This is a genomic window from Lysinibacillus parviboronicapiens, from assembly GCF_003049575.1.
Lineage (GTDB): Bacteria > Bacillota > Bacilli > Bacillales_A > Planococcaceae > Lysinibacillus > Lysinibacillus parviboronicapiens.
Genome location: NZ_PYWI01000005.1, coordinates 58,347 through 84,318 on the forward strand (window position 1 = coordinate 58,347; position 25,972 = coordinate 84,318).

At 37.1% G+C, this 25,972-nt stretch carries 18 protein-coding genes and 1 pseudogene; 11 read left to right on the forward strand and 8 right to left on the reverse strand.

From position 1 onward, the window contains the following. The first annotated feature begins 111 nt into the window (after positions 1-111). Positions 112-1,107 carry a biotin synthase BioB gene (gene bioB, locus C9J35_RS06730; protein WP_107923908.1) on the forward strand — a complete coding sequence of 332 codons (996 nt, stop codon included), beginning with the start codon at positions 112-114 and terminating at the stop codon, positions 1,105-1,107. Between the two features lie 405 nt (positions 1,108-1,512). Next, positions 1,513-1,635 carry a hypothetical protein gene (locus C9J35_RS24495; protein ID WP_268807913.1) on the forward strand — a complete coding sequence of 41 codons (123 nt, stop codon included), beginning with the start codon at positions 1,513-1,515 and terminating at the stop codon, positions 1,633-1,635. 183 nt (positions 1,636-1,818) lie between these two features. Here C9J35_RS24495 and C9J35_RS06735 read toward each other — a convergent pair. Next, positions 1,819-2,396 (reverse strand): annotated as a pseudogene (locus tag C9J35_RS06735) (LysE family transporter). 114 nt (positions 2,397-2,510) lie between these two features. Here C9J35_RS06735 and C9J35_RS06740 point away from each other — a divergent pair. Continuing rightward, positions 2,511-3,065: a helix-turn-helix domain-containing protein gene (locus tag C9J35_RS06740; protein ID WP_107923909.1), complete on the forward strand. Its 555-nt coding sequence runs from the start codon at positions 2,511-2,513 to the stop codon at positions 3,063-3,065. A 134-nt stretch (positions 3,066-3,199) separates the two neighbouring features. Here C9J35_RS06740 and C9J35_RS06745 read toward each other — a convergent pair whose 3' ends face one another. Further along, a complete protein-coding gene (locus tag C9J35_RS06745; protein WP_054767500.1) occupies positions 3,200-4,363 on the reverse strand; it encodes an aminotransferase-like domain-containing protein in 1,164 nt (387 codons plus the stop codon). A gap of 132 nt (positions 4,364-4,495) precedes the next feature. Here C9J35_RS06745 and C9J35_RS06750 point away from each other — a divergent pair, with 132 nt between their 5' ends. Then, positions 4,496-5,899 carry an aminotransferase-like domain-containing protein gene (locus C9J35_RS06750; RefSeq protein ID WP_107923910.1) on the forward strand — a complete coding sequence of 468 codons (1,404 nt, stop codon included), beginning with the start codon at positions 4,496-4,498 and terminating at the stop codon, positions 5,897-5,899. A gap of 588 nt (positions 5,900-6,487) precedes the next feature. Here C9J35_RS06750 and C9J35_RS06755 read toward each other — a convergent pair. Further along, on the reverse strand, positions 6,488-7,423 hold the full coding sequence (locus C9J35_RS06755) for a bile acid:sodium symporter family protein (protein WP_107923911.1): 936 nt from the start codon (positions 7,421-7,423) through the stop codon (positions 6,488-6,490). A gap of 291 nt (positions 7,424-7,714) precedes the next feature. After that, complete coding sequence (locus C9J35_RS06760) at positions 7,715-9,022, reverse strand: HTH domain-containing protein (RefSeq protein WP_107923912.1); 1,308 nt, start codon at positions 9,020-9,022, stop codon at positions 7,715-7,717. Between the two features lie 109 nt (positions 9,023-9,131). On the opposite strand from C9J35_RS06760, the gene C9J35_RS06765 reads away from it, so the two are divergent. The 5 genes from C9J35_RS06765 to C9J35_RS06785 all read left to right on the forward strand — a co-directional run bounded on the left by C9J35_RS06765 (position 9,132) and on the right by C9J35_RS06785 (position 16,893). Continuing rightward, entirely contained in the window at positions 9,132-10,664 is a 1,533-nt protein-coding gene (locus C9J35_RS06765) for an AbgT family transporter (protein ID WP_235616221.1), read from the forward strand. A gap of 13 nt (positions 10,665-10,677) precedes the next feature. Continuing rightward, entirely contained in the window at positions 10,678-11,982 is a 1,305-nt protein-coding gene (locus tag C9J35_RS06770; RefSeq protein WP_107923913.1) for an amidohydrolase, read from the forward strand. Next, positions 11,979-13,424, forward strand: a complete 1,446-nt coding sequence (locus C9J35_RS06775; RefSeq protein ID WP_107923914.1) for an amidohydrolase — start codon at positions 11,979-11,981, stop codon at positions 13,422-13,424. Before C9J35_RS06770 ends, C9J35_RS06775 begins: the two co-directional genes overlap by 4 nt. A 559-nt stretch (positions 13,425-13,983) precedes the next feature. Beyond that, positions 13,984-15,219, forward strand: coding sequence for a DNA polymerase IV (locus C9J35_RS06780; RefSeq protein ID WP_107923915.1), 1,236 nt, complete (start codon positions 13,984-13,986; stop codon positions 15,217-15,219). A gap of 462 nt (positions 15,220-15,681) precedes the next feature. After that, positions 15,682-16,893: an MFS transporter gene (locus C9J35_RS06785; RefSeq protein WP_107923916.1), complete on the forward strand. Its 1,212-nt coding sequence runs from the start codon at positions 15,682-15,684 to the stop codon at positions 16,891-16,893. A 247-nt stretch (positions 16,894-17,140) separates the two neighbouring features. On the opposite strand, the gene C9J35_RS06790 is transcribed toward C9J35_RS06785, so the two are convergent. Genes C9J35_RS06790 through C9J35_RS06800 form a run of 3 tightly spaced genes read right to left on the reverse strand, consistent with a single transcriptional unit; the run spans position 17,141 to position 19,656 of the window. Continuing rightward, the gene (locus C9J35_RS06790) at positions 17,141-17,992 is read right to left on the reverse strand and encodes an SDR family oxidoreductase (RefSeq protein WP_107923917.1); all 852 of its coding nucleotides are present in this window, start codon (positions 17,990-17,992) and stop codon (positions 17,141-17,143) included. Further along, positions 17,989-19,017, reverse strand: coding sequence for a polysaccharide biosynthesis protein (locus C9J35_RS06795; protein ID WP_107923918.1), 1,029 nt, complete (start codon positions 19,015-19,017; stop codon positions 17,989-17,991). The genes C9J35_RS06790 and C9J35_RS06795 overlap by 4 nt, the downstream gene beginning before the upstream one ends. A 39-nt stretch (positions 19,018-19,056) precedes the next feature. Then, on the reverse strand, positions 19,057-19,656 hold the full coding sequence (locus C9J35_RS06800; RefSeq protein ID WP_107923919.1) for a glycosyltransferase family 2 protein: 600 nt from the start codon (positions 19,654-19,656) through the stop codon (positions 19,057-19,059). Positions 19,657-20,005: 349 nt separating this feature from the next. Between C9J35_RS06800 and C9J35_RS06805 the strand changes: the two genes are divergently transcribed. Continuing rightward, positions 20,006-21,094, forward strand: a complete 1,089-nt coding sequence (locus tag C9J35_RS06805; RefSeq protein ID WP_107923920.1) for a glycosyltransferase family 4 protein — start codon at positions 20,006-20,008, stop codon at positions 21,092-21,094. Positions 21,095-21,220: 126 nt separating this feature from the next. Further along, a complete protein-coding gene (locus C9J35_RS06810) occupies positions 21,221-21,661 on the forward strand; it encodes a GNAT family N-acetyltransferase (protein WP_107923921.1) in 441 nt (146 codons plus the stop codon). 522 nt (positions 21,662-22,183) lie between these two features. Here C9J35_RS06810 and C9J35_RS06815 read toward each other — a convergent pair. Continuing rightward, positions 22,184-25,672: a S8 family peptidase gene (locus tag C9J35_RS06815; protein WP_107923922.1), complete on the reverse strand. Its 3,489-nt coding sequence runs from the start codon at positions 25,670-25,672 to the stop codon at positions 22,184-22,186. Positions 25,673-25,972: the final 300 nt, after the last annotated feature.

The window sequence follows — 25,972 nt, forward strand, 5'->3', positions numbered from 1 at the left end:
TCGGCTCCCATGTCAATCCTGACAGGAAGGCATGCTTGACTCATCATTTGTGGCCCATCATCTCTAGTGAATAAAGCTATTAATAGAACAAGTAGAAAAGGAGAATGTTTAGTGAATTGGTTACAGCTAGCAGAAGAAGTCATTGCGGGAAAGATGATTAGCAATGAGGAGGCATTGGCTATTTTATATAGTGATGATGACGACCTATTAAAGATTATGGACGGAGCCTTTGCTATTCGTAAATATTATTATGGGAAAAAAGTGAAATTAAATATGATTATGAATGCCAAAAGTGGTTATTGCCCAGAAGATTGTGGTTATTGCTCGCAGTCATCTAAATCAACTGCACCGATTGATAAATATCCCTTCATTACAAAAGATGAAATTTTAGCAGGAGCGAAACGAGCATTTGAAAATAAAATTGGTACATATTGCATCGTCGCGAGTGGACGAGGGCCAACGCGTAAAGATGTCAATGTAGTCAGTGAAGCGGTAGAAGAAATTAAAGAAAAATATGGCTTAAAAGTTTGTGCCTGCCTAGGCTTATTAAAAGAGGAACAGGCACAACAATTAAAAGAAGCGGGGGTAGATCGTTACAATCATAACTTAAATACTTCAGAACGCCACCATTCATACATCACAACTTCCCATACGTATGAGGATCGTGTCAATACAGTAGAAATTGCTAAGAAACATGGGATTTCTCCCTGCTCGGGTGCAATTATTGGCATGAAGGAAACGAAGAAGGATGTCGTGGATATTGCACGTGCACTTCATCAATTAGATGCAGATTCGATACCTGTCAATTTTTTAAACGCTATCGATGGTACGAAACTGGAAGGCACAAAGGAATTAAACCCTCGCTATTGTTTAAAAGTATTAGCATTATTCCGTTATATAAATCCAACAAAAGAAATTCGTATTTCTGGGGGACGTGAGGTTAATCTTAGATCGCTTCAGCCATTGGGAATGTATGCTGCAAATAGCATTTTTGTTGGGGATTACTTAACTACTGATGGGCAAGAAGCGAATAGTGATTATCATATGCTCGAAGATTTAGGATTTGAAATCGAGTTAACACAAAAGCAAGAAGAAGTATTCTGCTGAGCAATATAACCAGCCTTAGTATCATCAACATGGAAAAACCGTATGTGCGTCGTGAAAAGGGGACATGCGGTTTTTATTATAGCTGACGGATAGAAACGTGGAAATGACGGATAGGACACTAAAAGTGATGGATAGAATCTACAAAGTGACGGATAGGAAGAGCCATAGTTCTGGTGACGAAATATACGCACGTTATGCCTAAAAAAATCTATTTTTCACAATTTGTTCAATGAAAGCGTTTTGAATATGAACAGTTTGTGAAGGGTTTCACATACCTATTTCTTTTTGGAAAAATCGGCGTAGAATAGGAATTAAGCAAGAGGTTTTTATAAGAAAGATTAATAGAAATATCACATTTTTAGGTGATAGTTATATTACAAAACAAATTAGAAGGGAGATTTAACAATGTGGGTTATTACCGTTTTTGAGAAAAAGGATATTCGCATTTTTGAATACACAGATAAAGTTGAGGCGACAAAAGCTTTAGCTAAATTTAAGAAAAATGCTGTTTTAACTTATACAAAATAATTCATGATTAGATGTTCATGATTTGAAAGTGGTAAATATTATATGCTAAATACTAGTATCTGCTAGATTTCCGCGGTGAGCAGCAAACATTGTCAGGACTTGCGTGTTGCTTGGCTTACTCTCCATCGGAAAACTTGCAGATTTTTTTTAATTTTAAAAAATTAGATGTGTACCATATTAATACTAGTGCACCACAATTGAAAAAGCACTATACACTAATAAGATGGCCATGACGATATTAAATTGCCGTCTATATTGCAACAAAAACTTTTGAAATGCACAACCAAATAGACCCCAGCTGTATGTACTCATAATACCGACCATTCCTAAAAATAAGGAAAAAAGGAAATAGCTAACGTAAGAGTTATGATACGGAAGAATAAACGAAGCAACTACTGTGATACCAAAAAAAATTCCCTTCGGATTTACAAACTGTAACAGCATACCCATTAAAAATAGATTGTTCGTACTTTCAATATTTTCGCTGTCATTGGCTTTACTTGTCAGGATTTTATAAGCAAGATATAGCCTACGCCCAGAATTGTTAAAGGAAGTTCAATAATTGGCATAACATTTGTTAGCGCTATATTAAAAACACTACATAGTAAGGTAATGACAAAAAATCCTATGCCCACGCCTAGACAAAATGGAATGGTTTTTTTTAGACCGAGTTTATTTGCAAAAGCAAGTGCCATGAAATTGTTTGGACCTGGGGTAAAACTAGTGATAAAAACAAATAACAAAAATGACAATACTGGCATATTTAGCCCTCCTTAAATAATGTATGTTATAATGTACGAAACGAACAATATAACGTAGGTCTTTTTATTATACATATTGACCGTTATATTGTACAGAATTATAGGAGTGAGTTTATGGAAGAAATTCATCTAATTCTTGCCAGAAATTTAAAAGCGATTAGAGAGAAAGAAAAATTAAGTTTAGAAAAAGTCTCCCAATTAAGTGGCGTAAGTAAAACGATGATAGGGCAAATTGAAAGAGGGGAGTCAAGTCCAACTCTTACAACTATATGGAAAATAGCGAATGGGCTAAAAATCTCCTTTACGACACTCATAAATAATCCACAACCTGATACAAAGGTTATTCTAAGAGATGAAGTCCAAGTATTGCCTGAGGACAATGGAAAATATAGAGTCTATCCTTATTTTCCATTTCAAGATGATTGCCGCTTTGAAATGTACACGGTTGAAATTGATAAGGATGGAAAATTAAAAGCTGATGCTCATCGTGAGGGTACTGAGGAATTTATTACGGTTTTTGAGGGTGAACTAACTATTTGTGTGAATGACAGCGAATATTGCTTAAAAAAGGGTGATGCCATTCGATTTAAAGCGGATAGACCGCACACGTATTTTAATTCAGGGGAAACGTTAACTAAATTAAGTATGACAATTTATTATCCAAGCTAATGGCACATCATGAAAAGATGATGACCTTTGGAACCTAAGCAGGACAAATTGTCTTTCAATAAAAAAAGATTCCATAAGTAAAACCCGTATGAGTGTCGTCATGGAGAACGCTCATACGGATTTTTACTAGTTTGCTATAAAATACTGCCTAATCGTTTAATCCCTTCTCGGATGACTTCAGGAGTAGCGTTTGTATAGTTTAGACGCATTGTGTTCACATCTGTTTTAGAAGTGTAGAATGGGTCGCCAGGAACAAAGGCAACTTTTTGTTCCATCGCTTTATGGAACACGTCTAATGATGAAGCGCCGTTATTCATTGTAGCCCAAATGAACATCCCACCATCTGGTCGTGTGTACTCAACATGTGCAGGGAAGAACTCCTGTATTGCATCTAGCATGGCATCTGATTGGTTTTTATATAAAGCGATAATTTTTTTTACATGTTCTGTATAGTCATTGTTTGCTAAGTAATCATAAATGACATATTGTGAGAAAATATTTGTGTGTAGGTCAGTTGCTTGCTTCGCTGTCTCAATATGTCGCATCAACTGTTTGTTCTTCGTAATGATGAAGCCGAGGCGCATACCCGGTGTGACCGTTTTAGAGAAAGAACCTAATAAAATACTATTTTCTAATTTACCAGCACCAATGTAAGGTAGTGGCTCACCTTGGAAGCGTAATTCTCCATATGGATCATCCTCGATTAATGCTACATCATATTTTGAAACAATGTCATAAATTTGCTGACGTTTTTCCTTTGAATACGTAAGTCCAGTTGGATTTTGAAAGTTTGGTACAGTGTAGATGAACTTTACATTTGGTTGTTGTAAAGCATTCTCTAATTCTTCTAAGTTAAGACCATCATTTTCAAGAGTTACACCATAGAAAGTTGGTTCACTTAATGTGAACGCTTGAATAGCACCCAAGTAGCCAGGTTCCTCAATGACAATCCCGTCACCTTTATTAATAAGTACTTTCCCAATTAGTTCAAGTGCTTGCTGTGAACCTGTTGTTATAAATACATCATCAGCATTGATATCTAATCCGTGCAGACGTTTGTATTTGGCAGCAATATATTCACGCAGTGGTGCATAGCCTTGTGTAGATGAATATTGGAATAGTTTGCTACCATTTTCTCTAATAGCATGGTCAACAGATGCTTGTAAAGCATCGACTGGGAAAGAGATTGGGTTTGGAAGCCCGCCTGCAAAGGAAATGACATCCACTGCATCGGTTACTTTCAAAATGTTTCGGATAAATGAAGATGGTGTTTTTAAGATTCTTTCTGAATATTGCATAATTTATCGGTCCTTTTTTCTGATTTTTTAAAAATTATATCATTGTAATCATTTGCATACAATATTATGATTGTATGCAAGACAATTATATATTGTATGCAAATGCACGTCGAGATAGGAGGGGCTTGAATAATGCCAGTAAATTCATTTGAAGAATATCCTATGAGCTGGAAGCCAGATATCAGCAATATTACAGCGCCATTATATATAGCAATCGCTGAGCAATTGGAGCAAGATATTAAAGATGGAAAATTATCGCCTGGGACAAAGCTACCGCCACAACGAGAGTTAGCCGATTTTTTAGATGTTAACTTAAGCACGATTACACGAGCGTTCAAACTTTGCGGGCAGAAGGGGCTTATTTATGCCTCAATTGGGAGCGGTACGTTCGTTTCCTCAGATGCAGCTACGAATAAAATTTTATTACCAACAAGTAATTCGGCGCATATTATTGAAATGGGTTCAGTATTGCCTGAAAACCATGCAAATGAGGAAATTACACGCTACATGAAAAAAATGTTGAACGATCCTAATTTCAGCAAGTTATTTCAGTATGGGCGACCAGAAGGAAATGCATGGCAAACAGAGGCAGCAACGAAACTGTTAGAAAAGATCGGCTTTCAAACAGATCAACCTGTATTACTTGCAGCAGGAGGTCAAAATGCAATAGTAGGGACATTAGCTGCATTATTTCAACCAGGGGACCGAATTGGCACAGACCCTATTACATATGCAGGGATAAAAACAGCGGCCAATATGCTTGGTATCCAACTTGTAGCTATTCAACAAAGAAATGGAGAAATGACAAAAGAGGGGCTATTATACGCTTGCAAAAATGAACATATTAAGGGTCTTTATGTTATTCCAGATTTTCATAATCCAACAACACATACGATGTCTATCGAAGCCAGGAAAATGATTGCTGAAATAGCAAGGCAAACAGGTTTACTTGTAATCGAGGATGCTATCTATAGTTTGCTGAAAGAACAACCCCTTGCACCGATAGCTTCCTATGCACCGAATAAGGTGATTTATATTGCTAGTGTATCAAAGGCCATTTCTCCTGGCTTAAGACTTTCCTTTATCGTCACACCTACTAGCCTGAGAAAGAAAATTATAGAGACGCTTTATAATATTAATATTTCTGTCTCACCTGTTATGGTGGAACTTACAGCACGGCTGATTCAAGATGGCGTGGCACAAACGATATTAGAGAAACATCGTTTGTATGCGAAGCAACAAAATGCTCTTGTCAATCAGTACTTATATGGTTACACAGTCTTAGGGGATGAGGCATGTATATTTAGATGGCTTATACTACCAAATAAATTTACAGGTGTGCAGTTTGAATTGCTTGCATCAAAGGCAGGCGTACAAGTTTATGCGGCGGAACGCTTTGCTGTTGGAAATGCCAAGCCGGTAAATGCGGTTCGCTTAGCAGTAACAGCGCCTGAAAATAGTGCGCAGCTTGAGCAAGCTTTATCAATATTAAAGGACTTACTCGAAAGTGATGGGGACTATGCGTTTGTCGATTGAATCGCGCCCACACTAAGTTTGTGAAATATGTATTGCACTAACATGGAAACCATACGTTATACCTTATTGTTATTGTAAATGTTTGATAAGTCTACTTCATGTTAACTGTTACTGTTTTCGGCCTTGTGTATTAATTTTACTGAATTGATAGTGCTAATGAAGAGGGCTACGAGTAAACTTTGAACAAGAAGTTATCAATTTTGCGCAAACTACATTAGAATTTAAGGTGCCTCATATGTAGGGATTGTAAAAGAATTACCTTGAAACCCATCTGCAAGAGTATTAAAGCCTGTATTCTGAGAACAACAAATATATTTTTTTATATTCTCGTTTTTTTAAAACATTTCATCTAAGTATTTGTGACTAACATTATGTTGGACGCAAATACTTTTTCTTTTGGTCGATGAAAGAGTGTTACTGAAAGAATTGACAAGCATGTATGGAAGTTTGTTGTCGATATACAAAAAAAGCACTCAGACGGATCGTGATGAGGGATTCCCCGTCAACTCGCTAAAACAAACGTCTAAGCACCATAGTTTATTAGTTTTTCCGTGAGTAATCCATATAAAGTTTATGCTAAGTCTTAATTCACGTATTCTTATCGTTTATACGACTAAAAATGGTAGCTAATATAGGACCTGATATATTGTGCCAAACACTGAAAATGGCACTTGGTACTGCAGCTAATGGAGAGAAATGTGCAACGGCTAAAGACGCACCTAGGCCAGAATTTTGCATGCCTACTTCAATGGCAATAGCTTTCTTTTTCGCTAAGTTCATACCGAACATCTTTCCAAATAAATACCCAATTAAGTATCCTAAACAATTGTGTAAAACAACCACAGCGAAGATAATTAAACCAGTTTCAGCAATTTTTTGTTGATTGCCCGCAACCACAGCAGCCACAATCGCAACGATGGCTACTACAGAAACAAGCGGCATCACTTTTACACTTGCTTTGGCTTGCTTGTTAAAGAGCTTTTGTACAATGAAGCCTAATGCAATCGGAATAATAATTACTTTGACAATCGACATAAAGAGTGCACTAGGTGCAATATCAATGTACTCACTTGCAAATAAATAAATAAGTCCAGGTGTCACGAATGGGGCTAATAAAGTTGTAATCGATGTAATGGTCACAGATAATGCTACATCACCTTTGGAAAGGAATGTCATAACGTTTGAAGATGTCCCCCCTGGGCAACAACCTACCAAAATAACACCAATAGCAATTTCTGGTGGAAGGTTAAATATTTTTATCAATAAAAAGGCTAAACTAGGCATAATTAGAAATTGACCAACTATACCAACCGCCACATCTTTCGGTCTCGTTAATACTTCTTTAAAGTCTGCAACCGTTATTGTTAATCCCATACCAAACATAACAATACCTAGTAATATCGTGATATACGCTGCAATCCAAGAAAAACCGCTTGGCACAAAAAAGGCAAGTGCTGCAAAAAGAAGCACCCACATAGCAAATGTTTTGCTAACAAACTCACTAAAACGTTCTAAAGCTTTCATCCTACACCTCTATGTATTATTTAATAACATAGTAAATCATATACCGAATACAGAATTTAATCAATAATCAGAATAATAAAAATCTATCTTGTTTACGATAAACACCTCTGTATAGGACAGCCTTTAAGTAACATGGAGAATAATAAAGAAAGGTTTGCGTCAAATCAAAAACAACTACCCCAATTGATAGAATGTGGTCTACCAATGGGGAGTTTACTTGAGGTTTGCGACTGTTCGTATAAACATAGCAACGGACTATATAAAGAGACGAGTTAGATTTTTATCAATCCGTTATAATTCAAGTTTAAATAATTTTGGCGGTCGTCCTTTGGCTTTGGCCACTAAGTTTTGCAGGATAGTTGCATAACCTGATTCTTCTAGACGTTTGAGAATACGGCTAGCAGTCCGAGTAGATATAGATAAATGTGCCGCTAAATCTTCTGCTGTAATAGTATCTGTTTTAAGCTTTTGTAGAACATTTTTAATTTTTTGCAACTGAAACACAGAGAGGTTTGTTTCTGTTGCTATCTCATCTAGTTGCGCATCGTGATGGATAGGGAGGGGCTGACTTTGACCATTCAATGGTCCAATTAGTTGGCTTTCTTTCGTTAGCACAAAACTTTCTGTCTGATTGCCGTGGCAAAATGAGGCAGCTTTTTCAGCCTGCAAACGTGACTCGTCTAATGTTTTGCCGATACCCCAGCCAATTTTTACTTTAAAGGGTAGTTCTTTATGAAGAAAATCAGACAATGTACAGGATTCGAGATGATTGGTGATTTTCATCAAATCCATATAATTCGTGATAATTTCATAGTGAATCGCACTTTTAAAGGTGATAATGGAAATGCCTTGCTGGCGTTTATAATCTAGAATCGCCTTGTAAAGGGCAATTTGACGGTATTCAATCTCATTCACATCATTTTGAGCGCTAAAGAAAATGACATGCCCCGTGACAACCTGACTATTTGTTAACTGCAATACCTCAATTTCCTTCATCAACTTATGAAGTGTTGACAGCATACTTTTTTCAGAAGGAACGACGAGAATGGGGGTAATATTGTCAGCCTCTAAATGTTTATATAAATTCGTTAACCGAGTAAAAGAATAGCGCACCTTATTGTCTTTCCAGAGTGCTAAATGCCGTTTGCTGACTACCTCATAAGCTTGTTCATGTCCAAAAATCTCAATTGTATTACTTAAAATATACGGAAAATCCTCTTCGGGCAACCAATTTTTTAGATCTAAATAACTATTTTCTTCGTAAATAAAGTCAATAATGGAGTCTTTAAACGAAAATTGAGGATCTTTGTATTGCACTTCCGCAATTTTATAATAAAAATCTCGCTGAGAAATATCGAAAAAAGTAGTCGGTAAGGATGTCGCCTCCACAGGCAATGTTCGGTGAATATGTAAATAAGGAATTTGACCACTAAACACAACGCCATCGTACTGTTGGGCGTGTTTTATGAAGAGATTCTCTAACTCTCCTAAGGACTCATAAATAAAAAAATGATAAGAAATATCGGCTAAATTTAATTGATGAACTTTCTCCATCCACGTAAACGAATACTTCGTAGAAAATATACAAATATGAAACATTCTTAAAATTCCTCCTATTTTCCCTATTGTGTTAATTTTCAGTTTATATTAACCTTATTTTAAGACATTGCAATAATATGTCCGTAATGCAATCATAAGGGGGATTTGGATGAAAACACAATCAGATTTTGACATGAACAATAATGGATTTTTTAATAAATTTCTAGATGTTATTGAAAAAGTGGGTAATAGACTGCCTCATCCATTTATGTTGTTTTTTTATTTAACTGTAGTTTTAGTTGCTGTTTCAGCTATTTTGGGTACAATGCAAGTTGCTGTCACACATCCTAATACGGGGGAAGAGGTAGTTGTGCAAAACTTGTTATCCAAGGACGGACTCCGCTATATATTAGCAAACACGTTAACGAATTTCACTGGTTTTGCGCCGCTCGGCTTAGTATTGACAATGATGTTAGGGATTGGTTTGTCTGAGAAAGTGGGGTTATTCTCAGCTTTAATGACAAAAGCTATTACAAAAACGCCAAAAAAGATTGTGACATTCATGGTCGTGTTCATTGGTATTTTAGGTAATATCGCTTCAGATGCAGCTTTTGTAGTCATTCCACCATTAGCGGCTCTCGTCTTCTTATCTTTAGGTCGCCATCCATTAGCTGGTTTGGCAGCAGGTCTAGCCGGTGCAGGGATTGGATTTACAGCAAATATTTTAATAGCAGGTACGGATGCTTTACTATCAGGGATAACTACTGAGATTGCAAAGGGAATCATACCTGATATAATCGTATCGCCTTTAGACAACTGGTTCTTCATGAGTGCTTCAACATTTTTATTAGCTTTCCTTGGTGCGCTTGTAACCGACAAGTTTGTGGAACCTCGCTTAGGCGCTTACACTGGCGAGAAAAAAGCAGAGTCAACAGCATTAACAACACTAGAAAACCGCGCATTACGCAATACAGGTATAGTTGCATTGCTATATATCATCATTATTTTGGTGTTAATCTTAATGCCGAATTCACCGTTATTAAATGACGATGGGACAATTTTACGCTCACCATTCTTATCTGGTATTGTACCGATTTTATTTATGTTTTTTTTAGTAACAGGTATCACATATGGTATATCGGTGAAGAAGATTACAAAAACGGCAGATGTTCCTGAAATTATGACATTAGCGATAAAAGATTTATCTAGCTATATTGTATTAATCTTTATGATTGCACAATTCATAGGTTACTTCAACTGGACAAATATTGCGACTTGGATGGCTGTTCATCTAGCCGATTTCTTAACGATGATTAATTTAACAAATGTCTTCTCCATTGTATTATTCGTGTTATTAGTTGCGTTGTTAAGCTTGTTTATTATTAGTGGATCTGCTTTGTGGTCGTTAGTTGCACCAATTTTTGTTCCAACATTTATGGTGCTCGGTTATCATCCAGCGTTCATCCAACTAGCATATCGTATTGGTGAATCATCAACGAATATGGTAACACCGCTTAATACGTATTTCGCGATTATTTTAGGATTTGTACAGGTTTACAATAAGCGAGCAGGTATTGGTACATTGATGTCCCTGATGATTCCATACACACTTGTTTTCCTAATTGCGTGGATAGTATTAATGCTCGTATTTGTATTCTTCAATGTCCCAATCGGACCGGGAGTAAATTTCTTACTAGATTAGGAGAGAATTTTATATGACATCCATTAAAATAGATAAAAATTATTTAAATACAGTCATTTCATGGAGACGTGATTTTCATCAATATCCTGAAGTGGGATGGCTGGAGTTTAGAACAGCGTCACTCATTGCCAGTTACTTAGATGACTGGAATTATGATGTGAAAGCAGGTAAAGAGGTCATTACTTCTGAGCGTTTAGGCGTGCCAGAGCAGCAAGTTTTGGATGCTTCCTATGATTTGGCCAAAAGAGAGGGGGCTCCAATATACTGGCTAGAAAAAATGAAGGGCGGATTTACAGGTGTTGTAGCTACATTGGATACTGGAAAACCTGGCCCTACTATTGCATTTCGTGTAGATATTGACGCCTTGCCAATTTTGGAGTCTGCAGCAAACAGTCATGTCCCTTCTCAACTTGGTTTTCGATCAAAACATGAAGGAGCAATGCATGCTTGTGGTCATGATAGTCATGCGGCAATAGGCTTGGGTCTTGCACAACAATTAATGGAAAGAAAAGAAATGTTAAAAGGCAAGATAAAAATTATATTCCAGCCAGCAGAAGAAGGAGCACGTGGCGGAAGTGTGATCGCAGAGTCATCGCATCTAGATGATGTGGATTTTTTTATGGCGCTACACATTGGTACAGGAATCCCAAAAGGAACATTCGTAGCAGGAACTGATGGATTTTTAGCATCTACCAAATATGATGTAAAGTTTCATGGAGTGGCAGCCCATTCAGGGGCATTTCCTGAGCGTGGGAAAAATGCGCTATTAGCAAGTGCACAGGCGACGCTTGCACTTCATAGCTTACCCCCTCATAGTGATGGGGTTTCACGCGTAAACGTCGGAAAACTTCTGGCAGGTACTGGCCGTAATATTATCCCGTCGTACGCGGAGGCACAGTTTGAAATTAGAGCAGAAACATCAGAAATAAATGCTTTTTACGAACAAAAAGTGGAACAAATTATACAAGGGGCTGCAACGATGTATGGGGTAGAGGCAACACTTGAAAAAGTAGGGTATGCCATCAACATTCCTTCTAATAGAGAACTAGCAGGAATTTTAGCAAAAGCGGCAAGCAAGACCAGCATTCAACAAGTCATCGATTTTAATGAGTTCAAAGCGGGTTCTGAGGATGCAACCTTTTTAATGAAAAAAGTGCAGGAACAGGGTGGTCAGGCATGTTATTCCATTATTGGCACAACGTTAGCTGCTGGACATCATCATGAATGTTTTGATATAGCAGAAGATGACATGCTAACTGCCATTGAAATTTGGTTAAATACGGTTTTCCAAATTTATGAGGAGGCTAACGAAACATGAATGGTATGAAAGAAAAGATAGATCATTTATTAAAGCAATATAAGCAAGACATCATAGATTTAGCTGATCGAATATGGGACATTGCGGAAACGCGGTTTGAAGAGTATGAGTCTGTACATGTATTGACGTCCTATTTGAAAAGTATTGGTTTTGAAGTAGAAGTAGGGATTGCTGGGTTACCGACTGCATTCATAGCAAGCTATGGTACAGCAGGCCCTGTGATTGGCATATTAGGCGAGTATGACGCACTCCCAAGGCTCAATCAAAAGTCGTCATCACCAATACGTGAGGCTACTGTTGAGGGCGGGAACGGCCATGGATGCGGACATAACCTGCTTGGTACAGCTGGTGTAGCGGCGGTTGCTGTATTAAAGGATTTAATTGTAGCGGGTGAATTGACTGGGACAATACGCTATTATGGTTGTCCTGCGGAAGAAGGCGGCTCTGGTAAAACGTTCATGGTGCGTGAAGGTGTTTTTGACGATGTTGATATCGCTTTAACTTGGCATCCAAATTCGTTTACAAGCGTGTTTAGTTTTTCTTCTTTAGCCAACTATCAAGTATATTTTGAGTTTGAAGGTGTTGCTGCGCATGCTGCCAATTCCCCTCATCTAGGAAGAAGTGCTTTAGATGCAGTAGAATTAATGAATGTTGGTGTGAATTATTTACGTGAACATATTACCACTACAGCCCGAGTGCACTATGCTGTGACGGATACCGGCGGGATGTCTCCAAATGTGGTGCAATCGCATGCAAAAGTCTTGTATTTAATTAGAGCAAAAAATATTAAGGAAGTAGACGGAATTTACCAACGCATCGTAAAGATTGCGCAAGGTGCCTCGCTCATGACGGAAACGAATGTGACCATCAAGTTTGATAAAGCGTGTTCGAATTATTTACCGAATGATACGATAAATAAAATTATCTATGAGAAATTGCAAAAAGTTGGCTTGCCTCACTATACAAATGAAGAAATGGCTTATGCGGTAGATATGCATCACTCTATCTCGCCACATGAAATGCAAAGTGCGAAAGAGGAGATTAAGCTACTTGCAGGAGGATATGCAGAGGAATTAGCTTTAGAAAATGTAGATACGCCTTTTTATGAGAAAATTGTGCCGTACACAAAATCCAATTTATCGATGGCGGGTTCTACGGATGTAGCTGATGTGAGCTGGGTAGTGCCGACAGCGCAATTCTTTACAACTTGCTTCGTATTAGGTACGCCTCTTCATACATGGCAACTTGTATCACAAGGGAAAACGGCATTGGGCCATAAGGGTATGCTTTATGCTGGTAAGGTAATGGCTTTAACAGCCATTGACCTCCTACAAAATGAACAACTCATTGTCGAGGCGAAACGAGAGCATGCCAAGCAAACAAATCATGCTTATAAAAATCCTATACCTAAAGAAGTAAAACCGAATATGTTTGGTTCATGATAAATGGATGGGGGATACAACACCGTGTTTGCTGAACAGCATTCTTTTGGCGGGTCTCTCTATAAATAGAAACTGTCTTTATTTTATGAAAAAACACTAACCTTTACTTGAATTCGAGGCTGTTAATGTCTAAAAGTAGTAGCTGATAATTTCACATGCGTAATAGAGGAACTACTGCAGAAGCTGAGATTGGCAGTCTTTGAAACTTAATTTCTCACTAAATGTAGTCATAAAAAATTTAAAGAAGTTGGGATATTGAGTGGGAGTAGTATTCCTAGCCAATATCCTTCTTTTAATTACTCAAGGCGTATTAAGGGTGGAGTCATTTGAAAAATATTGAAGTTCATATGGCATTAATCTTTATTTACACACTAGTTCCTCAAGATTAGTATAATGAAACTAAGTATAGTTATTCTCACGAAGACGGTTGGGCCATATTCGCGTTAACATTTCAACACAGGGTAAGTGATGGGGAATTATACGAAATGAAATTATGAATACAACTGTTTTCGTATTCACATTTTAAAAAACTGTAGCTGAGTTAATGGGGTGATGACATATGAGCAAAGGAAGAATTATTTTACATATTGACCTTAATTGCTTTTATGCTTCTGTTGAACAAATTTATGATACCTCTTTAAAAGGAAAGCCAGTCGCAATCGCGGGCAATCCTAAAGAACGTAGAGGTATAATTATTACGTGTAGCTACGAAGCAAGGGCTAGAGGTGTTTATACAACGATGAATGTTGGAGAAGCACGGCGAAAATGCCCTGAGCTCATCGTACGACCTCCAAATTTTGATCGTTATCGGACAGCTTCGAAGTCTTTTTTCAATTTATTAAAGGAATATAGTGAAATTCTCCAGCCAGTTTCAATTGATGAAGGGTACTTGCAGCTACCTATTATCGAGGGGCAAAATGTATTGCAACATGTCCAAGATCTGCAAGAGAGAATTTGGACCGAGCTTCAACTGCCTTGTTCAATAGGCATTGCACCAAATAAATTCTTGGCGAAAATGGCAAGTGATATGAAAAAGCCGATGGGTATTACGGTACTTCGAAAGCGAGACGTGCCAGCAATATTGTGGCCGATGCCTGTAATTGAGATGCATGGAATTGGCAAACGTACAGCAGAGAAGCTGAAAAAGTTAGATATTCAAACAATTGGGGAACTCGCGGTTGCTGATGAATATGTATTAAAGCAAAATTTTGGCATCAATGGTCCACGTATGAAGCAAAAGGCGAATGGCCAAGATGACAGACCTGTGGACCCAGAAGCCATATATGATACGAAAAGTGTAGGGAACTCAACAACGTTGTCACATGACGTGACGGACAGAGATGAATTATATGAAATAATTTCGATGCTTTCTGAGAAGGTTGCTGGAAGATTAAAGGCAAAAAAACTTGCAGGCGTTACCGTAAGTGTTATGATTCGGACTGCTGATTGGGAGACGTATACACGAAGTAAGTCCATGAATAATGCGATTAATGCTAAAGAGGATATTGTTGAGCAAGCATGGAATTTATTTAATAAACATTGGCATGAAGAGCCGGTTAGATTACTAGGTGTTACTGTATCGAATGTCAGTGATATTAAAGAAACGACACAGCAGTTAACATTCTTTAACTTTGAAGAACATGTCAAAGAGGAGCCCATTATTAAACTGGTTGATCAAATTGAGCAGAAGTTTGGAAAAGGCGCCATTATTCGTGGTTCAGATATAGCTAAGCCAGCAGGGAAACACCATACGAATACGAGTTTTAGCAAGGATTTTTGGGATGAACATAAATAATATGTTTGTCCCTTTAATTTTTGGTCAAAGAACAGGGAATTAAAAAACGAATGAGAAAAACTGGATTTTACAGTGGAAATGGTGTTTGTTCTTCCATAGATACAAAATCTATGGATAGATTCAATTGATTGGTGGAAAGGGTGCTCACTCTAGTGGGAAAAGCAGGCAAGTGCTAGCGTGGAAAGTATCAGCTTGTAACGGAAATCAATAGTTTACAATCTAACACCAGAATGACTAAAATAGTGGTTTTATTGTGGATGTGATGTAAATTTCCTTTATTCAATTTTTTACGTAAAAATACACAATAAATGGAATATTTTGATAACATATAATAAAGGTAACTCTTGGTCAGTTCATTAACCGAAAAAAGACTTAAACAAGATGATTGTCGATTGGCATATCTGCAAGTGCAAAGGTTCAAATGATGATGAGTTCGTTATTAGGATAGGGGGGAACAACTTCATGAAAATCATTCGAAAATATAGTTTGTTAATTGGTGGCTTAGGTTTTTCCAATTTAGGAAATTGGATTTACCTTGTAGCGCTAAATTTATTTGTTTGGCATTTGACACAATCACCAGCAGCAATGGCCGGAATTTTTATTGTTGGACCTTTAGCGAGAGTTTTAACAAATTTGGTTGCAGGTTCTTTCATCGATCGTATGAATAAACGTAAGTTAATGATGACAACTGATATTATTCGAGGGATCGTCGTTTTTTGTATGCCATTTATGGAATCTATTTGGCTAATCTATACATTGTTATTTCTAGCGAATATTGCGAGTAGTTTTTTTGGGCCAAGTAGCACCTATTACATTACAAAACTTGTTCCATCTGAAGATAGACAAAGATTCAATGCAGTTCTGGGCACATTTAATTCAGGTTCGTTTTTACTTGGTCCAGCACTAGCTGGTCTCCTCATTATGCTTTTTAATACAACGATTACGATTTGGTTCAATAGCGTTACATTTTTTGTTTGTGCCATATTTATATACTTATTACCCGATGTAGATGATGCTCATGAAACTTTACGGCAACGTATTACCTGGCGTGTGTTAAAAAGTGACTATCAGGCAGTAGTAGCTTTCATCCGCCAACATCAAATATTTATCGCGATTTATTTACTATTCCAATGTGCATTAATGATTGCCTTTGCGCTGGATTCCCAAGAAGCAACATTTATCAAGCAAGACTTAGCTTTATCCGATAGTTTATATGGTGCCTTTGTAAGTATTGCCGGAGCTGGGGCTATATTAGGTGGGATGGTTGCAGCAAGCTTTGCAAAAAAATGGTCTACTCGTTCATATATGGCTTTTGGCTTATTTATGACCATGCTATTTTATACTGCTTTTTATGCTTCAACAACAAGCGTATTGGCGTTTGTCAGTATTGCTTTACTAGGTTTTTTCATGGCATTTTGTAATACGGGGTATGAAACGTTTTATCAGCACAGTGTACCACCTGAATTGATGGGGCGCTTTGGCAGTATCGCAAACATTTTTCAAAGTAGTTTACAAATAATCTTTACATTATTATTAGGTCTATTTGCACAATGGTTTACGCTTCAAATGACTGCAGTTGCTTTCGGTATTCTAAGTATTTTATGTGCAGTTGCATTATACTTTGTACTGTATTCCAAAAAATTCCGATTACAAGTAGAGGAGGAAGCATTATGATTACCTATTCGCTTCGCTGTATTTTTTGTAAGGAAATTTTCGAGGTTATAGAAGGGACAAGGAAATATAAACTATACAAACAAAATATGCAGGGGAAATTTTCCTGCGAAGATTGTGATAGAAAAATTCAGTTCGAGTCAAGGAAAGGTTTCATAGGCAAACTTTAATGACAAATTATGGAAGGTGCCTGGCGCCAAAAAAGTGACACCAAAAAAGTCGAACCTAAAAGAGGATTCGACTTTTTTATTCATTTAAAATAATGGGGATATAGTTTTTTATGTGCGTATATCCAGTCCTTCATTTCTATAATCATTTCTTCGTAGCTAGGTACTTTATATGAAAAATCATTTCGTGTATTGATTAAAGTTTTATCTAAATTTACTAATGACGAGGGGTTAATGGTAATCTGATTATCTTTAAAGTGTTTATTGAATAATTGTAGTAAATCGAACTTATTGATACTTACTGGATTTACGAGATGGTAAAGACCAGTTGTTCCTTCCATTGCTGCTCTTTCCATTGCTTTAGCTAATGTCAGGGTTGTGACACCCGTCCAAATGGCACCTGTATAACCGTTAATGGGACCATTTTGTTTCATAAACCAATTAAATAGTCCAATACCATGTTCTTTCAAATCAGGACCGATGATGGAGTTTCGGAATGTTAAATGCCGAGGACTGTCAATTTCCCCTAATCCCTTTGTGCGGTCATAAAAGGTTTCACCGTCTCGGATACTGTTTTCACTATAAGGTGCTGCTTTTCCTGAAAACACACAATCTGTACTCATATGAAATAGCCTTGTCTGCGTTTTTTTTAGGAAAGCAGTAATGGCATGTGGTAAAAAGCTATTTAGATAGACAGCTTTTGCACGGTTATCATCACACGCTTCATTTAAAACGCCAATGCAATTAATAATAACATCATAGTTATCTAGCAGTAGTTGTTGTAAAAAAGTAGAATCTGTAATATCACCAGTTATGCTTTTTCCATAGGGAAAGGCTGATCTTGAATAGGTTGTGACTTCATGCCCCCGCATACTTAAAAATAAGGAAATGGTATGCCCCGCCATCCCCGTTGCACCAAGAACTAAAAATTTCAAGGTTTTCCTCCCGTCCAGTTATGTAGTTCTTCTTGAATGCGCGAGAGCTTTAATAATTTTTCCTTTATTTCTTGTATGGAAAGGATTTTTGTATTATTTGAGTTATATTCATCTGTTAAAGTGATTTTAGGAGAGCCCTCATCAAGGTATTTACCATAATTTAAATCGCGATTGTCTGCTGGGATTTTGTAAAAATTACCAACGTCAATCGCTTTAGCCGCTTCTTCCTTTGTTAATAGTACCTCATATTTCTTTTCTCCATGGCGTGTACCGATAATTTGAATGTTATTTTGAGCTTGGAAAATTTCCAGCAGTGCTTGTGCTAAATCCTCAATGTATGCTGAGGGAGATTTTTGTACCATGATGTCCCCGTTATCCGCATGTAAGAAGGCATATAATACTAACTCAACTGCTTCATCCAAGCTCATCATAAAACGCGTCATTGTTGGATCAGTAATAGTTAGTGGTTTCCCAGTCTTAATTTGTTCCATGAATAAGGGAATGACAGAGCCGCGAGAAGCCATAACATTACCATATCTCGTTCCGCAAATTAAAGTTTTATCGGCGTGAACCATCCTTGATTTGGCGATGAATGTTTTCTCCATCATTGCTTTCGAAATGCCCATTGCATTGACAGGGTAGGCGGCTTTATCAGTAGAAAGACAAATGATTTTGCGAACGCCTGCTTGAATAGCTGCAGTCAATACATTTTCAGTGCCAAGAATATTTGTTTTGACAGCTTCAAGTGGGAAAAACTCGCAGGAGGGAACTTGCTTAAGGGCAGCTGCATGGAATACAAAATCTACATTATACATGGCATTGTGAAGGCTTTGGATGTCACGAACATCCCCAATATAAAACTTGATTTTGTTATTCTGATATAAAATACGCATATCTTCTTGCTTTTTTTCATCTCTTGAGAAAATTCGAATTTCCTTAATATCTGTATTTAAGAACCGTTGTAAGACGGCATTGCCAAATGAACCAGTGCCTCCAGTTATTAATAATATTTTATCTTTAAACATCGTATTGTATTTTACACCTCCTTATTACTAAGCCTACGCCTATTTCAAACCTCTTAAATGTAAATCGTATTCAGAATTTTCTCTTGGGAAGTTGTACCAATATGCTAATAGATCTGTGTATTTGCATGTAGGATTTTTGATCATTAATGCGCAATTAAAGTCCCAATCTCCCGCAATATCTTTTCTTTTCGTAAACTTTGCATCACCTATGAAACTTCTGCGGATAATTTTAAACTGTCCAGGTAATGAATAACGATTCGTTTCGTTTTTAATAAATGTATAACCTGCTTTTGTTAACATGTTGTAGTAATAAATATCAAATTGACCGTCCACTTGTATCAAAACATCTGTAATGGCCGGTAAATAATGATCATCACTATCAATGATGGCTATATAATCGCCCGTTGCTTCTGCGATGCATCGATTATAGGAATCACTAGCACCTATATTAGTGTGGTTGATTAATATTTTTAACGAAGGACAGTTTTTTTGATATTCTTGTAAAATTGCTAACGTCTTGTCGGTTGATCCATCATCACAAACGATAATTTCGTAGGCATATTCTTTAGGTATACTATCGAGCATTGTTAATATCCATGCTTCACTATTGTAAGCAGGAGTTAAAAAACTAATATTCATGAGTAAGAACCCTCAATTCTTTAGGCATTTAAAGGCTTTAATGGCCTCTGTTTTTAGGGCGAAGTTATAACCACCTTAATGGTAATAAACAACACAAAGACTTTCTTTTTACAATATGCATAGAATGATTTGTTCGGTAGGCTATTGTTTATTTTGAAATAAGAGATTTGAAATTATAGATGTAAGGCAAAAATGAGGCAATTTTGAAGGGAGAATATCATATAAAGCGATCTTTAACAGCCTAACTATATTTATACGAAGCAGGGGATATACCGATAAATACCAAATTACGCACCTTATTTTCGGAGGCGGCATATGTTATATATATAGTTTTTTAAAGGGGGATACAATGTCAAAAAAAATAGCATTTATTTGTAGTGTGGAATCGTATAAGCTATCTGACGCACATATGTTTAAAGACCTTTGTCTTGTTCCTATATTACTAGGCGAATACTTAGGTTATGATGTCACCATTTTAACAACTGAAATGAATGAAACTTTACTCAAACAAAGCTTTCCTACGGTAACTTTCCATCATATTCCTTTCGAAGCTGATTATGTTGCCAATATGAATGCCTACTTAATCGAACATGCACAAGAGATTGATATCGCATTTGCAATTGGACCATATCCATCGTATTTATCCATACTAAAGACCTATAAAAAATTCAACCCAAACGGTAAAATCTATATGAAGCTGGATGTGAATCGATTTTGGTTAAGTCGATTAAAGACTTACCCTTATTTCACGGAATTGCTACAACTTTGTGATGTCCTTACATCTGAAAGTGAATCCATTCAAAAGTCTATTCAACAATTTTTGAATCTAGACATTAAACATATACCAAACGGTTTTTATGAATTTTTCCCCACTGACCCAGTTTCTTTTAGCGAGAAAAAAAATAGAATATTAACAGTTGGTCGATTAGATGCTCCTGAAAAACAAATTCTACTTGCTGTCAAAGCATTTTTAGCCGCTGAGCTCACCGATTGGGAATATCGTTTAGTTGGTCCAATGTCTGAGGACTTTAGCAAGGAGTTACACACACTTTTAGAAGGGAGCCCGTTCGCTTCCAAAGTAACGGTATTAGGACCCATTTATGATAAAGTTCAGTTAGAGGATGAGTATAGGCAAGCTAAAATTTTTTGCCTCACATCGTTAGTAGAATGTTATGCACATGTATTTGCTGAGGCAGCGAAGAATGGGTGTTATATCGTTACGACGGATGTTGATGGCGCTGCTGATATTACCCATCATCAACGCTTTGGTACAATCCATCCAACGCATGATTGGGAAAGTGTGGGACGGACATTACAGCAAGTAACGAAGCAGGACGCCTTACTGGCAGAAACATGCGCGCACCTTCAAGCATTCGCTAGAGCAGAGTTAAACTGGAAGCATATTGTACAGAAGGTTGCCGATTATTTAAAAGAGTAACCATGAAAAAGTGTATATTTGCTAGAAATTGAGAATTATTCTTTCCTTTATGCCATTATTTCCTTTATAATGAAAACTAGCTTCATAATTTTAGACAATGATGGGTAGACACAAGGGGAGAATGGCATGGAAATACTTCAAGCAACAATGCATGAACTAGAGGAGCTTACAGTGCTTTTTGATGAATATCGCCAATTTTATGGGATTGAGTCAGATAAAAGCAGTGCGAAAGCATTTTTACAACTTCGAATGGCCTTAAAAGAATCAGTAATTTTTATAGCAGTGGAAAATGGTAAAACAATTGGCTTTGCACAATTATATCCGACATTTTCTTCTATTGCTTTACAGTGTGCGTATATTTTAAATGATATCTATGTAACGGAAGATGCTAGAGGCCAAGGGGTGGGCAAGGCATTGATGAAAAAGGTATTTCAATGTTGTGAGCAGCAGCATGCTCGTTATGTGACGTTGCAAACGGCAACAGATAATGTAAATGCACGTAAGCTATATGAAAAGCTTGACATGATGCAGGATCAATATAGTAACTATGTGAAATATTTCAGTTAAAAAAAGTATCTCGTCCATCTCGGATGAAGATGCTTTTTTTGTGCTCAGCATGGTAATGGGGATAGGGAGCAAGTGCGGTACCACGAATAGTGCGTAGTGGTTAGCCAAGCGCTAGGGTGTTCGGGGTGACATGGAAAGGGAGGGGAAACAGGCAGCAAATCTTGGGTTTGGAACACGAACATATTCTTGGCTAGGTATACTGGTCGAGTGTGTGTAAACTTTATGTGGAATGATGAGGCAGAAATCTTAGCCTATTTTAGTGTAAAGACTATGGAATCAGTGTCATTTGCTTTCTATAAGCGTGAATCCAGGATGCTAGGCTTGAAGAGCTTAAAAAATCCCCTAGATTTTTTACATCTAGGGGACAATTCTTCACTTACTAATTGTGATGGAAAATATCGTGGACATTTCATAGTAACTTAGAAGTAAAGGAGAATCTAAAAGAGTGCTTCTACAATACTAACTTCTATCGAAATTTCGGTCCTTCTACCAAGTTTATATTTTAGTCCAAATAGTTATAGCTTATTTTATTTCAAGTGTATAGGGTTGTGTACTAGCTTTGCCATCTACTTCACTTACTTCAACATAGTAGGTTCCTTTGTCTAGTTCGACTGTACCTACTTCAGGATCTTCAGCTCCATAAAGATCTAAGGTTTCTACTGTTTTTCCTTTTGCATCAATAATACGGATGACGCCATCGAGTGCTTTTTCAGTTTGTAGAGAGAAGAACACATCGCGCTTGCTGTCGTTGGTAAATTCAAAATAGTCTTTGTCACCAAATGGAACACCTGCATTAAGGTATTGAGTTGCTACCCATTTACCGTCTTTTTTTGTAAGGTGAGTTGGCTTTGTTGGTATGCCATTGACTAACTCGGAATCTGCATCTTCATCTACTCTATTATGATCAAACATAGTTAAAGTATATGGTTGCAGCGATACTTGCCCAAGATTCGCTCCATTCACAATAATAAAATAACCGCGATCCTTTTTCGCTTTAAATGAAGTATTCACATCTGTTGTGCCAGAAATACCGAGTAGTAATTCAATTATGTTTTCACCTTGCCCAAATGGAATTTCTGTTTCCATTTCCTTTGGATCGATTTCCATATTACCATTGGTGTCTTCAATAATAGAACCTGAAAATTTCAATTCTTTTTGAAGCTCTTTAGGTAATTGATTTAGCTGTTCATTCGTAAATGGTACGGAAGAAACAAGAAGACTCATGACTTCATCTTTGCCTCGTTGTTTATAATAGTAGAAATCAGTATCATCTTTATAAATGAGATGATCTTTATAAGTGCTACCAGGTTGAATCGTTTGAGCATTTATTGGTGTATTATTATCTGTATTATTATCTGTTGGAATATCTGCCATTTTACTTGTTTTTAGTGTATATGGTTCAGAAGAACGGTCACCATAATTGGCTACACTTACAACATACGTTTTGTCCTTTTTCAAGGCAATAGTTTTGGCTTCATTTTCATCAGTTGTTGTTCCAAGAAGTAATCCGATTAATCCCAAATCATTTGTTAAAGAAGAAACGGGTAATAATTCATTTGTTTCCTCATCATACTCAAATATAGTTCCGGTTGGTGCTTGGTTCATGCCTTTATTAATATGGAAACCATATACGGCATCTTCTTTTGCTTTAAACAAGAAGTAATCTTCATCATTTTCTGTTTGGAAGTATGCTTTTTGGTCTACGCCAATATCAAAACGAATCGCTTTCTCCATAATGACATCCACATCTTCTAGACCACCCATACCACCTGGATTCATGAACATATTCATTAAATCATTTATCTGATTATTTTTTTTAGCTTCATATGGAGTTACAGGTAAAAGATCATTTTGTACGTCTTCTTCTAGTATTTCCTCTTTTAGTGGAAGTCCGTCTTCATCTTCAGGCAAGGTAATGACTTCTCCTTTTAATGTGTAAGGAATCATTGACTCACTTATAATCTCTTGCACTTCAAAGCCCCCACTAAAGAACATGTCTAGTGAAAAATCGTTACTGCTGTCATTTGAAACGCTTAGTACATACTCTTCATCAGGCATAGCATCGACGATAAGGCTTACTCCCTCTCCTTTATCCATGCTGTAGGCTGTTTGAATTGGATAAGCCCCTGCTGATTCCTCATCATTTAGTTCCTCTGTCGGTACATTACTTACGTCTTCTTTTAAATAAAGTTCCATGGATGCTGTAATACCTGGGATACCCGATAAATCAAATTTTAGTGTTGTTGGTTCTTTTACTGTAAATGTAAAATAATCTTGGTCACTTTGTTGATCTGTAGAAAGTAGGGTATAGTTTTTCCCTGCTGTAGTGAATGGGAATTGTTTAATATTCTCCATATTGTTCATATCTAATGAATCAATTGGTAATTCCTTTGTTGTTTGAGCTGTAAAGACGTAGTTAGATTCGCCCTTTAAACTATAGCTGCCATTATGATCTTTTACGCCAACAAGAAGGGTTCCTTCTTGATCTGCTTTAAATAGATATCCTTCTTGCTTTCCGACACGGACATCATTGACGTTGATTGGTTGTACTTCATCTTTATGTCCTTTAGGGTAGAAGTATAAATCAAATGCATAGTCGAATTTGTTTGCACCTTTTAATGTTAGTTGAGCATATTCATTTGTTTCTAAATCAACCTTGTACCATTTTTTTTCATCAGGCTGCTTGAATTCACCTTTTTCTGTATTCAGTACAGTCTTTTTAAGTTCTTTTGCGTTTTTCATTCGCTCATCTTTTGATTCTAAATACTGTTTAGGTAGATTTTTTAAATCAAACTGTAATGCTTTTACAGGATCGACAAGACCATGGCCATATGTAAGATCATAGCCTTTCTCGCCTAAATCCTTTGCGGTCATTTCCAGAATAGCTTCAATTTCATGGGGCTTTAAATTTGGGTATTTTGATTTTAGTAGGGACGCCACACCTGCAACAACGGGAGAGGCCATTGATGTCCCGCTAAATTTTACAAAGGATGATCCTTTTTTCTCATCATGAACAGTACTGTATACTTCTTCACCTGGAGCTACCACATCAACAGATGGACCGTAATTTGAATAGCTTGATAGTTTATTTCTATCATTCGTAGAACCTACACTAATAACGCCTTCGAAAGAAGCAGGGAAGGAGTAATTATCTGTCGATTCATTGCCAGCCGCAGCTACAACGGTAATTCCCTTTTCATTCGCTTGCTGAATAGCTTCCTTCATTAATGGAGATTCTCCGTAGCCGCCAAGGCTCATATTAATAACATCAGCGCCTTGCTCAATGGCGTAAAGGATTCCTTGTGCAATGACGAAATCATTGGCTCCGTCTTTTCCGTTGAATACATCAATTGGAAGAAGCTTGGCTTTTGGATTAACCCCATGTCCACCGATCGCATTATCTTTTGCTGCGCCAATAATTCCAGCTACATGTGTACCATGGTCACCAGCATAAGTAGTATTGGCAGGTGCTGCTGCATTATAGGGTGGAAGCACTTGAGATTTTAAATCTGGATGTTTAAAATCCACACCAGAATCGATAACTGCTACCTTCACCTCATGATCGCCTGCTAATTCTAGCGCCTTATCAATTTGAAGCAGATTTAAATGATACATATCCTTTTTCTTTGGATCTTCTCCTGTACCAAAGGCATGATAGACGTAGCTAGGAGATACATTTTTAACCCCTTGTTGCTTTGCATAATACGAAACTGCTTTTTCTAATGTTACTCCCTTGCTAAGTTGGATAACATCGTAGCCTAATGAAGGGATAGAGCGGATCACTTTTGAGCCAATTTTTTTATGAACATTCTTAGCAAGACCTGAATGCTTGATAATAATTGTATCCTGACTGATCCATTCCTTTTGATTGTTGAATTGCTTTAACGCTTGTTCCTGATTGCTAGCGACCTTCGCTGTGTTTTGTGGCGCTTCTGCAAAGGCAGAGGCAGCGGGAACCATTAGTGCTGCAGACGATACTACAGCCATTGATTTTTTAATCCAGTTTTTCAATTGTTTTCTCCTTTAAGTGTTTTAATGTAAGTCACAACTATATTACGATTGGAAGATAGAAAAGTTTCATAATATAAGGATATAAGTAAATATTTTTCCAAGATTTTCGATTTCTATTGTTTGTTTTTTCATCTATGATAAATAATGCATCAGCATATGAATAATAGTAGAAAGGGAGGAAGGTCGAACACCTCCTGCAACCAAAAAAAGAGTCTCTATCTACAGCGAGATACTGAATCACTGTCCCTCAGACTTCATGGAACTGCTAGTAACAAAAACGTACAGTAAGAGATTAACCTT

Bases quoted from the DNA above. Each gene is read 5' to 3' on its own strand.
- C9J35_RS24495 (WP_268807913.1), top strand. From the start codon at position 1,513: ATGTGGGTTATTACCGTTTTTGAGAAAAAGGATATTCGCATTTTTGAA.
- C9J35_RS06740 (WP_107923909.1), top strand. From the start codon at position 2,511: ATGGAAGAAATTCATCTAATTCTTGCCAGAAATTTAAAAGCGATTAGA.
- C9J35_RS06745 (WP_054767500.1), bottom strand. From the start codon at position 4,363: ATGCAATATTCAGAAAGAATCTTAAAAACACCATCTTCATTTATCCGA.
- C9J35_RS06750 (WP_107923910.1), top strand. From the start codon at position 4,496: ATGCCAGTAAATTCATTTGAAGAATATCCTATGAGCTGGAAGCCAGAT.
- C9J35_RS06755 (WP_107923911.1), bottom strand. From the start codon at position 7,423: ATGAAAGCTTTAGAACGTTTTAGTGAGTTTGTTAGCAAAACATTTGCT.
- C9J35_RS06760 (WP_107923912.1), bottom strand. From the start codon at position 9,022: ATGTTTCATATTTGTATATTTTCTACGAAGTATTCGTTTACGTGGATG.
- C9J35_RS06765 (WP_235616221.1), top strand. From the start codon at position 9,132: ATGAAAACACAATCAGATTTTGACATGAACAATAATGGATTTTTTAAT.
- C9J35_RS06770 (WP_107923913.1), top strand. From the start codon at position 10,678: ATGACATCCATTAAAATAGATAAAAATTATTTAAATACAGTCATTTCA.
- C9J35_RS06775 (WP_107923914.1), top strand. From the start codon at position 11,979: ATGAATGGTATGAAAGAAAAGATAGATCATTTATTAAAGCAATATAAG.
- C9J35_RS06780 (WP_107923915.1), top strand. From the start codon at position 13,984: ATGAGCAAAGGAAGAATTATTTTACATATTGACCTTAATTGCTTTTAT.
- C9J35_RS06785 (WP_107923916.1), top strand. From the start codon at position 15,682: ATGAAAATCATTCGAAAATATAGTTTGTTAATTGGTGGCTTAGGTTTT.
- C9J35_RS06795 (WP_107923918.1), bottom strand. From the start codon at position 19,017: ATGTTTAAAGATAAAATATTATTAATAACTGGAGGCACTGGTTCATTT.
- C9J35_RS06800 (WP_107923919.1), bottom strand. From the start codon at position 19,656: ATGAATATTAGTTTTTTAACTCCTGCTTACAATAGTGAAGCATGGATA.
- C9J35_RS06805 (WP_107923920.1), top strand. From the start codon at position 20,006: ATGTCAAAAAAAATAGCATTTATTTGTAGTGTGGAATCGTATAAGCTA.
- C9J35_RS06810 (WP_107923921.1), top strand. From the start codon at position 21,221: ATGGAAATACTTCAAGCAACAATGCATGAACTAGAGGAGCTTACAGTG.